Annotated in this window: 10 protein-coding genes; 4 read left to right on the forward strand and 6 right to left on the reverse strand. The window is 50.1% G+C overall.

Annotation, left to right across the window (positions count from 1 at the left end; genetic code table 11):
* Nucleotides 1-37: 37 nt before the first annotated feature.
* Complete coding sequence (locus B1C80_RS24660; RefSeq protein WP_236648913.1) at nucleotides 38-1,009, reverse strand: DUF3945 domain-containing protein; 972 nt, start codon at nucleotides 1,007-1,009, stop codon at nucleotides 38-40.
* Between the two features lie 141 nt (nucleotides 1,010-1,150).
* Here B1C80_RS24660 and B1C80_RS28915 point away from each other — a divergent pair, with 141 nt between their 5' ends.
* On the forward strand, nucleotides 1,151-1,279 hold the full coding sequence (locus B1C80_RS28915; protein ID WP_255376596.1) for a hypothetical protein: 129 nt from the start codon (nucleotides 1,151-1,153) through the stop codon (nucleotides 1,277-1,279).
* A gap of 197 nt (nucleotides 1,280-1,476) precedes the next feature.
* Here B1C80_RS28915 and B1C80_RS24665 read toward each other — a convergent pair whose 3' ends face one another.
* Nucleotides 1,477-3,342, reverse strand: coding sequence for a DUF3945 domain-containing protein (locus B1C80_RS24665; RefSeq protein ID WP_077923871.1), 1,866 nt, complete (start codon nucleotides 3,340-3,342; stop codon nucleotides 1,477-1,479).
* A gap of 234 nt (nucleotides 3,343-3,576) precedes the next feature.
* Between B1C80_RS24665 and B1C80_RS24670 the strand changes: the two genes are divergently transcribed.
* Nucleotides 3,577-4,287 (forward strand): M23 family metallopeptidase, encoded by a 711-nt coding sequence (locus B1C80_RS24670; protein ID WP_077923872.1) that lies wholly within the window; start codon nucleotides 3,577-3,579, stop codon nucleotides 4,285-4,287.
* Between the two features lie 24 nt (nucleotides 4,288-4,311).
* Here B1C80_RS24670 and B1C80_RS24675 read toward each other — a convergent pair whose 3' ends face one another.
* The 4 genes from B1C80_RS24675 to B1C80_RS24690 form a co-directional block, all read right to left on the reverse strand.
* Nucleotides 4,312-4,689 (reverse strand): helix-turn-helix domain-containing protein, encoded by a 378-nt coding sequence (locus tag B1C80_RS24675; protein ID WP_077923873.1) that lies wholly within the window; start codon nucleotides 4,687-4,689, stop codon nucleotides 4,312-4,314.
* Between the two features lie 21 nt (nucleotides 4,690-4,710).
* Nucleotides 4,711-6,768 carry a conjugal transfer protein MobC gene (mobC, locus tag B1C80_RS24680; RefSeq protein ID WP_077923874.1) on the reverse strand — a complete coding sequence of 686 codons (2,058 nt, stop codon included), beginning with the start codon at nucleotides 6,766-6,768 and terminating at the stop codon, nucleotides 4,711-4,713.
* A gap of 173 nt (nucleotides 6,769-6,941) precedes the next feature.
* Nucleotides 6,942-8,273, reverse strand: coding sequence for a relaxase/mobilization nuclease domain-containing protein (locus B1C80_RS24685; RefSeq protein WP_077923875.1), 1,332 nt, complete (start codon nucleotides 8,271-8,273; stop codon nucleotides 6,942-6,944).
* On the reverse strand, nucleotides 8,255-8,677 hold the full coding sequence (locus tag B1C80_RS24690; protein WP_077923876.1) for a hypothetical protein: 423 nt from the start codon (nucleotides 8,675-8,677) through the stop codon (nucleotides 8,255-8,257). Before B1C80_RS24690 ends, B1C80_RS24685 begins: the two co-directional genes overlap by 19 nt.
* Before the next feature lie 261 nt (nucleotides 8,678-8,938).
* Between B1C80_RS24690 and B1C80_RS24695 the strand changes: the two genes are divergently transcribed.
* Together B1C80_RS24695 and B1C80_RS24700 are read left to right on the forward strand one after the other, a co-directional pair.
* Nucleotides 8,939-9,238 (forward strand): transposase, encoded by a 300-nt coding sequence (locus tag B1C80_RS24695; RefSeq protein ID WP_077923877.1) that lies wholly within the window; start codon nucleotides 8,939-8,941, stop codon nucleotides 9,236-9,238.
* Between the two features lie 2 nt (nucleotides 9,239-9,240).
* Nucleotides 9,241-10,131: an IS3 family transposase gene (locus B1C80_RS24700; RefSeq protein ID WP_139361735.1), complete on the forward strand. Its 891-nt coding sequence runs from the start codon at nucleotides 9,241-9,243 to the stop codon at nucleotides 10,129-10,131.
* Nucleotides 10,132-10,477: the final 346 nt, after the last annotated feature.

Below are 10,477 nucleotides of genomic sequence, written 5' to 3' on the forward strand. Positions count from 1 at the left end.
CAATAGATTTAAGTAATACGTTGAGGATTCCGTTTGCTTATGGCTTCGGTTTGACGGCCCGTTTCGGTTTGGCGGGTTTGCCTTCTTCGGCTGCCGATGTTGGTGCTTTCTGGCCTGATTGAGCCGAAACCACCTTTTGGGATTGGCCCGTGGGGATGTGGTCGAAGCGAAGGTTTCGCCCGGCTGCCGATACGCGCACGTAGGCCGAAAAGGAGGTGCCGGCCTTGCTGGTCATATTGTCTAAGCGAATGGCTTTACCTTCCATCAGTCGCTGCTTTTGCAGGCCATTGAGCGGTATGCCTTTCAGGTGAGACATTCGCTCGATCTTCGGTCGAATCTGGTCGGCCCGAAGTACCGTGAGCGTTTTCGTGTCTTTATCCACGCCGATAAAGCCGGTAAACTTCTGACCACTCTGCTTGTCGATGAGGTCAACCGCGCGGCCCATGTCCCCGTACTTAGTCAGGTTCTGCTTATCCTTGTCGGTGAAAACATGGCCGAGATAACTGTCTTTGAGTGTCAACTCGCGCCGAACATCCTGCAACACGAGCTGTAGACCCGCATCGGGTGTATTGAGGATGTAGAGTTTACCAGTGCTGCCGTCGCCGGTGATGACAACGTCCGTTTTCTGCCCGTTCAGAAGCCGTTTTGCATTGTCGCCGGTCAACTGAACACCGAATTGGCTGGCCACCTGGTTGAGCAGTGAAGCCGGATAGCGGGTTTTGGCTTCTTCAACGTGATTACTGCCGGGAGCCTCCTGATTCAGTGCCAGCGGAGTCGTACAGTCCGGTTCGCGCAGATGGACAAGCTGGCTCCTCCCCTGCCCTATTTGTGGCACCGATACGATGACGGGTGGCTGACCCAAGTTGAAGACAGTGAGGTGTTGTCCATCCCCTGTTCGGCTGTGTGCCAGCAAGGGCATTGTCTCGTCCAAATGCTTGTAGATGGTCGTTTCGTTGGCGAACGCGGTCATCTGATAGCCCAGCCGATGCAGGTTAAAGTTGGTTGGCATTTGTTCATCGCCTACCTGTAGCATTGGCTGCTTCCAGGCTAATGCCTGTATTAACGGTATCAGTTGACTTTGATTGGGGCGGAACCGGTCATTACTAACAGCTACTGCTGATTGATCGGCAAAAATGTAAAAGTTAGATGTGTGCGACTGCTTCTTTTCTACCGTCCGCAACCTGTCAAGTACGTCAAATACCGCATCATGAATGCCCTCATAGCGATTTCGTTGCTCGTCAACTGGCAGATCGACAAACGGGCGTTCTACAAGATGTGACTGAGCAACATAGAGATTGTCGATAACGGGTATACTGGTATCATCCGGCTCGGCAATCACTTGTAGTTGCGGGTTCGTCGGAAGATGCTCCTGTAGCCAGTTCTGTACAAGTTGGCAAATGATGCTTAAGGTCTGCTGGGCCAATGTCTGATTGGCTCCTGGTCTCTCCCCTATCATATAACTAAATCATTAGTTTATCAGAGTCGCTGCCCTTTTTGCTTCTTAGGCTTTTTAGCTTTCGTTTCTTCCAGCACCGGCTTTGCCGCAGCCATCTTCTGCTGTTTAACCGGTTGGGGAGCTTCTACCCGTTGGGCGGTAGCCTGTTTGATCTCATCCTTTGGCTGAATGGTTTTCTTCCCCCCTGCCCCATCGCCTTTAAGTTGGTGGACGGGTTTGGTCAGATCCTGAGCAGTCTTCTGATCGACGGTTTGCTTGACGACGTTGTCCGGTATTTTGGCGAACGTCAACGACCGTTTGGCGGCTGATACCTGCACGTAAGCGTTGAAGGATTGCCCGTTATTGCTGGTCATCCCTTCGAGTTTGATGGCCCGGCCCTGCTCCAGACTTTTCTGTTGTTGCTTGTTGAGCGTAACCCCTTTGATGGTTTGCGGAATGTGTAACCGCTCGGCCCGAAGCACGGTCAGGCTCCGGGTTTCCTTGTCCACCCCGACGTAACCGCCGAACTTCTGACCCGTCATTTTATCGGTGAGTTCGACCCGCTTGCCCATTTCCCCGTTCTTCTCCAAATTCTGTTTGTCACGGGCAGACAGTTCATAACCCAAAAATTCTTTGGGGAGTAACAGTTGCTTCCGCTCCGGCTGAATGCCAATGATTGGCCCCTTATCCGGCGTGTTGACGATGTACAACTTGCCCGAAATCTGGAATGGCTTTCCTTCTTCGCCCGTTTGGGTGAGCCGCATCAAGCCCGTTTTTCGGCCATTCAGGAGGTCATCCAACTGACCGGCTTTTTCTAGATCGGGCCGGGTAATGCCAATCTTCTCAAATTGGTCGGCCACATCGGCCCACTGGTAGCGGGTAGGCCGACTGGCCACAGGCGATTCTACGCCTGGCGTGATGGTTTCTTTCATGGGTACTGCCGCTTCGGCGGTCCGATTGGTCTGTTGGTTTACGATTGGTTGAGGAGCATAGGATACTGTAGGTTCGTTGACTGATTGGCCTGGATTTGCCTGAACCAGCTTGTCCGGTTGCTTATCCGGTGGTTCTTTCCCGCTGCGGGCTATGTCGTAAGGTTGCGGGTTTGTCTGGGTTTGCCCGGTTATTTGCGGCTTGTTTGAGGTCGAAGGAGTAATCCAGTTGCTTACGGTCTGGCGTACACGTTGCCAGCGTGTTGGCGACGGGCCGGACTCCTGAAGCAGTTGATATGGTTTTTCGGAAGCAACGTTTTCGGCTGGTCTGGTATCTGGTGTCAATTGTTGCGGTTGGCCCTGATGTACCTGTGCTTTTAACTGATCATGCTGACGCTCCAGATCAGCAATGAATCGGTTCATTTGCTCATGGTTGAGCCGGGCGTTGTGCAGGAAGTTGGCCAAAAAACCACCGTTGATGTCCAGATGGAGCGTTACCGGACTAATCTCACTGCTTACAGTTGGCCGATCAGGGGAAGCAGAAGAGGATAGCTTTTCTGCGGATTGATGCGTCTCCGCTGAACGGGAATCAGGGGCATCAACTACGTCAATTCGGTAAATCTGTTTAGGGTCAACAAACACCAAGGGCTGCCCTTTCACGGTCTCATGCAGGTCCCATAGGTACGCCGTCAATTTTTTCTGTTCGCCCTCACTCGCCGAGGGGGTTTTCTCCTCGATCAGTTTGGCCAGGTCTTTCTGGCGTAAAGACTCATCGTACAGACATTTGGTGATTTCCTCATCGGATAACAGGCCGTCGTTTTCGAGAAAGCTCCGCAACTCCTCGTATTCGGCAGGCAGGATAAGTTGGTACTGCTGCGTCTCTATTTGCTCAAATACCTGTTGCGGTGTCGCTTCGGTAGGCTGACTCTGGACATTCTTTGTATCCAGTACGGTTTCGTCGGGTTTCGGAGAATCCATATAAAATCCGTTCGGACCGCCGAAGCGGTTGTTTCAAGCAAAATTATTGTTTTCATCTAATATATATTTAATTTTATAAGAAATTATTTATTATACATATTGAAACGGTCTCTTACACGCGCCTTCACCACCTTCTTTGTCACGGTGATTAATTGTCATCTCCTTGTCGCTCAGGTGATTTTTTCCCGATCTGGCGAATCAGCCTCTGCTGTCCAGGCCGACACAGCCGCAACCATGACCGGACGCATCAATCGCACCAGCGAACCGACCGAATTCAGGGTTTCCTATTTTGACTCAACGGCGCACCGGGCGATTGGGGAGACCCTAAGCAGCCGGAACCCGTACAGCCGGATAGATTCCCTGTTGGCACAGGTAGCCGATTCGTTATTTGGGGAGGTTGAAAAGCGAGAGCTGGTTGGGCAAAGGCTAATGTCGAGCCGGGCCGCCGAGCGGTTGTCCTTCATGCCAGCCATTCCGCCCCTGCGCTTAGCTAACTGGCAAGATTACCAGGTTAGCAGTCGGTTCGGTTGGCGAATCCATCCAATTGGGGGTGATGTGCGACTGCACAATGGCCTGGACCTACCACAATCGACGGGTACGCCTGTCTTTGCAACAGCCGATGGTGTGATTACATCGATAAGCTGGCAACCCGATGGCTTGGGATTGTCTGTGTGCATTGAGCACCCAACCGGCTATCAGACCATCTACGGCCATCTGTCAACGTATATAGTACAACGGGGAGATAAGGTGCGCCGGGGTGCGCTCATTGGGCGGGTGGGCAGTACGGGCCGCTCGACCGGGCCGCATCTCCACTATACCATACTGTACCGGGGCAGACCTGTTGATCCGGCGCGGTATTGTTTTCTTTGGGTGAAACTGGCCCGGATGTTTCAGTCTGCCGGGCCAGCGACGCTACCCGCCCAAAGGCAGCATAGCACGAAATAGTAGGCTACCGCATCGGTGGCCCGGCTACTTTTGTTCAATTCGTTGCAAATCAGTGTACAACTGCTTCAACAATGCCAACCGTTCAGCTTCCTGCTGGTCATGGATTTTCTGGCGTTTTACCTGCTCATTTGTAAACATCGGGACGTTGGCATCGTCTTCGGAGTCAGGATTGTACAGCCATTCGTAGTTCACTTTATGCCGCCTGATGAAATACAGGGCAATAAGGGTGAACATCTCGCGGGAGACCTTCAGGCCGTTCTCTAATCTGTAAATCAGGTTCTGAGTTGTGTTAAACTCATTGGCTAAATCCTGCTGACTCATGTTCAAATGGTCGCGGATTTTGGCTAAACGCCGGGCTATAAGTGCTGCATAGGCATCGTTCTCTTTCTCAAACTGTTCCATTATTGGTTATCAATAGGTTTATCAATCATCTGACGGTTGCAGGTTTTCAACGAGGTGTTTCAGGGCTGGGTCATTACTTATCCGCTCAATTTCAGTTTGAATTAACAGAGAAATATCCTTTTTTACCGCGTTAAAATTGGTTTCAAGCATATAACTTAGCTGCTGGTCAGTAATCTGCGAAAATTCGGCTCCGGGCGGAATTGTTTTTACGGTGGCCAATTCCGCCACCATTGCCGGTTCAACCACTAACCGGGCGTGGAAAATCTTCTGCTTAATCGTCTCCTCAACGTTGTCTGCAACGGCCCCGACGAAATGCCCCTGCGAGAGGTTTGATATCTTCGACTCCGGGATAACCGAGTCCATGTTCTCGGAAATGGACAGGTTCGTGTCCCGCTCCGTAAAGGAAAGCGAATGCCGCACCTGCTTATTTTTCCCGAATCGGCTCGACATTGTTTTGGCAGTTTCGCCCAGCACCTGTCCTGAAAACACGTTGCCAATGGTATTGAAAATTGTCGTGGCTTCTTTGTCGCCGTAATCCCGTTTTAGCTGGCTCAAGTCCTGCAACCCCAGGCAAGTGGACACTTTATTGCTCCGGGCCGTTGCAATCAGGTTATCCAATCCCCGGAAGTAAATCGTTGGCAACTCATCAATGATGATGGACGATTTCAGCCGCCCTTTCTTATTGACCAACTTAATGAGCCGAGCGTTGAATAAGCCCAATGCGGCCCCATAGACTTCCTGACGCTCCGGGTTGTTGCCCACACACAATACTTTAGGATCGTCAGGATTATTGATATCCAGGCTGAAATCATTGCCGGTCATCACCCAATACAGGGCCGGGCTGGATAGTCGGGCGAGCGGAATCCGGGCCGACGCGATCTGCCCTTCCAATTGCTCGTAGGCTTCATTTCGGAGCGCACTGGCAAAGGGCTTGAGCAGGTTTTCAATCTCCGGCTCCGATTGCAGGATCGGAAACAATTCGCGGTACTCCGCCCCGGCAAACTCGATGACGTGCGGAAAGGTGCAGAATCGTTGGCCATCGTCGGCCTTTCCCTGCTGGCTCAGGCTCCGCAACCGCCGTTCATCATACTTCTTCAAGTACCAGATAACCCCCGACAGAAAGTTCATCGGCGACTCGACGAAGAAGTCCCCCTGCTTCTGAATCCACGATTTGTTAAGATTAAGCAGAATAGTTCGGGCCGCTTCCTGAGCATCAATGATGTCGGTCATCAATTCGGGTAACAGGGGGTTACAGCGGTTCGAGCGTCGTGGGTCGTCAAAGTTTATGACGTAAAACGTCGGCATCCGTTTAAACGCCCTCCGGTTTTTTTGCAGGTAATGAAACGCGATGTTCGACAGATCAGGGAATTTATAATCGTAGATGTACATGGTAAACCCCTTCTCCAGATGTTGCCGGATAAAGTTGTTCACCACGGCAAACGATTTACCGGAGCCGGGTGTCCCCATGACCAGCGTGGCCCGAAACGGATTGACCACATTGACCCAGCCCCGGCGCATTTTCTTTTTCACCCGGTACTCCGTCGGAATGTTCACGGAATACTCGTTTTCCATGAGTTGACCTTCCTGCTCAAATGACTCATTTTCGTCGTTGAAGGCATCGCCACCGATGTTAACGCTGAGTATCTGGTTGGCGTAGCTGCCAGCCCGAATCAGCAGGAGATAGCCCAAAACCGTTGTCAGGAAGTACGCTCCATTCCGTACCTCCGCCGTCAGCCAGGCCATTCTAAGTAGTTGCCCGTTCAAAAGTAACAGCACGGCCCCGCCAATGCCGACCCGCGCCACCTGCGCCCAGGTAACATCTAATTTCTTCCGGGTCTTGTTGCCAAAAGTCCAGATGCCCAATAGCAGCAATGCCGCCAACTTGGAATAGAGCGGGTGCGAAAATAAGTGCGTCGCGCGGTCTATGCTTAGGATAAATCGGTCGAGTAAGGCAAAACTGAACCCTATGCGGGCGAGGGTGTCATAACAGAAAAAATAGAGGTGAAACCCGATGAGGGCTAATGACATAAACAGGAGCATATTCAATATTCCCCGGTAGTCTTTGTCCTGAGCATCCATGAACGATTCGTTTAACGATTAGGCCGGTCAGCCGCTGTGTCCTGCACACGTGCCTTTCCAATCGCTAATATAGGGCATATATAATTGCAGTTTTAGTGTATGCCATAAATTCGCCTAATACCTGTTTCTGGATTTCATCCCGAATCAAACCATATATATAATATATTAATTGTTTAAAGTCGCAGCCCTTTTTTCTGCCGATTTTTTTTATCCTTCTTCGATTTTTCCACCAACAAAACCTTCTCCTGAGCCTCTCCCCTACTGGCTTTTTCTTCTTTGGTCTTGGGTTCAATGACCTTTTCCACGGTCGTTGCTATGGCAGGCTGATGAGGTTGAACGAAAGACTCGGGCAGTAGCTGTTTCAACCGAGGCTTGTCCTGGGGCTGCTTGCTGGGTGTTGAAAGCAAGTTTGAGTCGGCAGGTGATTCCGGCTTAAAAGACTCCCCGGTTGCCTGGTTTAGATGTGGCTGACCAACCTCTGTCTTCGGTTGAACTGATTTACGGATGGTGTTTTCGGAAAAACGGGTCAGCAATGCTTGCCGACTGAGTGCCGAGCCTAATTCGTCTTCCGAAACAACCAACCCAGCACGTTCCTGCACATAGAGGTAAACTCCTCCCCTATCGCTAACCTGAACGCCAATCTGCTGCAAGGTGGCTTTGTACTCCGTTTCCGTGATGCTCTCGTATCGGCTCATACGCTGCTCAATGATGGCGGCTACATCATTGCATCCTTTTGTTTGCCTTTCTGCCTGAGATGCGAACATGGTTGCAAGCCGCTTATTCGTCGGCTTACAGGACAGCTTACTGGCTGCTATGGGCCGCGTCAGTATCCCCGACTTTTCTACAGCTTGAAATGTCACACCTGTTTTGCTCCGTCCTGCCATCGCTTTCATCACTACGCCCTGCATTTGCAGGTACTGGCGAAGACTATCCACCGAGCCGAAGGTGAAGTTTTCCAATGCTCTCTCCACGACTGTACTAATCGCCTGTTCATGCTTTTCCTCTTTGGCGTTGATTGATGTCCGGTGACGAACGATTCCTTCAGCCTGAATCAGGCCGTGCCGTTGTTCAATCCCATTACGAATCTGATTCAGCCGATTTCTGATAAATTTATCGCTAATCTTACAACCGTCAGGATCAATTGACACGGATACGATATGGATATGCGGGTGCCGTGTATCGTCGTGTCGGTACATCAGGTATGGTTGCCGACCATACCCAACTTCAGTCATCACCTCGCTACCGATCTGACGCAACTGGTCGTTCGTGATTGACTCAGTGGGGTGAAACGCGATGGCCAGATGAACGGATGGTTTGGCGACGGCCGGGTTTAACCGGGTCATTTGTTCCAGCAGTTGCAACCGAAACTGCCCGTATTTTTCGGCCATGTTCGAGTCCGGGTAGTTGGCAATCTGAATGCGCTCGGCCTGCCCTTCCTCCACTTTCCGTTCGTTATATCGCACCGCTCCGGCCACCTCTCTGCCCGTCAGGATTCGTATAACCATTGCGAAATTTGGGTGAGGATTTCCTGAATAGCCGCCAGTTCGAGCCTTATGCTATCCGTAATTTCCGTCGTTTCTACTGAACCCTTTGCTGCTGTAACGTGCTTTGAAATGTCGTCCAACTGCCGACCTCTATCTTGTAGGTTTATTAGAATCGTCAGCAGTAATTCATTGGTTTTCGTAGGAGTTGTCCCTCTTTCCTGAAACAACTTCTGTTTCAGATAGCCAGCAAAGGCTAATCGCTTACCAGCTTTTACCCGACTGAATTCTAATTGTAGCTGTTCATTCTCCCGAATCGTGACCCAGCAGTTCAGTTTCACACTGGCCTTATTCTGCTCTTCTTTTGGAGGACGACCTCCTTTGTTTCTTGATGTCTTCTGTGGCTCCACCCTGTCTGTGTGCGTCATTACGCTATTGTTCCACAACTTTTCTTTCGTCTTTTTAACTTAGCTATTAAACGAAAGCAGGGGTTTTGCGGGTAGCAAAACACATCTTGCCCTTTCCAAAAACATTCGTGTTTCCGTAGGCGAGTGTCCATTACAAAGGTGAGTGGACAAAACTGATTTACCAAATCCTGCTATCATAAGCCCTGATCTTTCGTCTGAGATGGTCTAATAAATCGGCACAGTGAACTTGCTTAACTTTCGGACCGCCGAAGCGCCAAGATCATGCAGCCTAAAAACACCCCCCCCAAACGTCGTAAGTACGATATTAGCTTCAAAACTGATGTACTCAAAATGATTGCTAACGGACAGAGCGTGGCCTATGTGGCTCAGGCACTGGGTATCAGTGAAGCACTCATCTACAAATGGAAACAACGAACTAAAGGGAAAGAAAAACACCTTCTTTCAAATCAGGCTTCGGATGTAGTGTTTGAGAATCAGCGCCTGCTACAGCGTGTTCAGCAACTGGAAGTGGAGCGCGAGATCTTAAAAAAAGCTTTGAGCATTGTCAGCCGACAGACCTAAAGTTGCGCTATGAACTCGTTCAACGACTAGCCAGTGAGTTTGCTGTTGAGACACTGTGTTCGGTGCTGGAAGTGAGTCGTACAGCCTTTTATCGGTACCTGCGGGGCGATAGCTATCAACGCACGCAAGAAAAGGCTAAGCATCAGCAAGCAGTGGAACAGATTTTCTCGGTGCATAAACGACGTTACGGTAGTCGACGCATTGCGGCTGAACTGCAGGAGAAAGGATACTTGATCGGTCGTCACCAGGTGAGAACGCTTATGAGAGCGGCCGGTTTGCAGGCCATTCAGCCCAAGTCGTTTGTGCCGCGTACGACCAACAGTGCCCATGGCAAAGGTTACTGGCCGAATTTGCTGTTAGATCAGCCTTTGCCCCAAGCGCCTAATTTGGTCTGGGTCAGCGACATTACGTATTTGCCTTTAGTCAACGGCGAATGGGGCTACTTAGCCAGTTGGATGGACTTATACTCGCGTAAAGTAGTGGGCTGGCAAGTGGGTGAAACGATGGAAGATGAACTGGTAGTGCTTCCCCTACGCCGTGCTTTGGAGGTACGTCAGCCTGTCATGGGCTTAATCACCCATTCGGACCGAGGTGGACAATATGTCTCCGCGGAGATGAAGGAGTTAGTACGACTGTGGCACATCAGGCCCAGCATGAGCCGGGCCGACGATCCCTACGACAATGCCTTTGCCGAGTCGTTGTGGAGCCGCTTAAAAGCGGAGTTACTGGAAGGCGGAGTATTTTTGAGTGTAGAAGATGCACACACCGAAATCTTCGACTACATCGAGGTGTATTATAACCGGGTAAGAAAGCATTCGTCGCTGGGCTACCAAAGCCCTGAACAATTTGAGAACCAGTATTACACAAATCTGACAAATTCAGTGTGCCGCTAAACCGGACCACCTCAGTCCTGGGTTCTATCATCTTTATCTGCTGAGTACTTCTTACATCTTCGTAAGCATTGTACCCATTCAGGATACGATGAATTTTCACCATCCAGAACTTACTCCCAAAGCTCTATCTATCAGTTTATTATGTTTGTGATTTTATCATAAAGTTGTAATACAACAAAACTGTGCTGCCATAAATCATTGGCGGGGTTCAGTCGTGTATGTTTATCATAATATGATACTAGCGTAGATTATTAAAATCTTTTTGTCATAGTTGTGTATTATAATTTTTATGTTTTATTGTTGTCACTTAAAATTATATTATTGTTTTATAAATTTATTGTATTAT

The organism is Spirosoma sp. 209, assembly GCF_002006735.1.
GTDB classification, from domain to species: Bacteria; Bacteroidota; Bacteroidia; order Cytophagales; family Spirosomataceae; genus Spirosoma; species Spirosoma sordidisoli.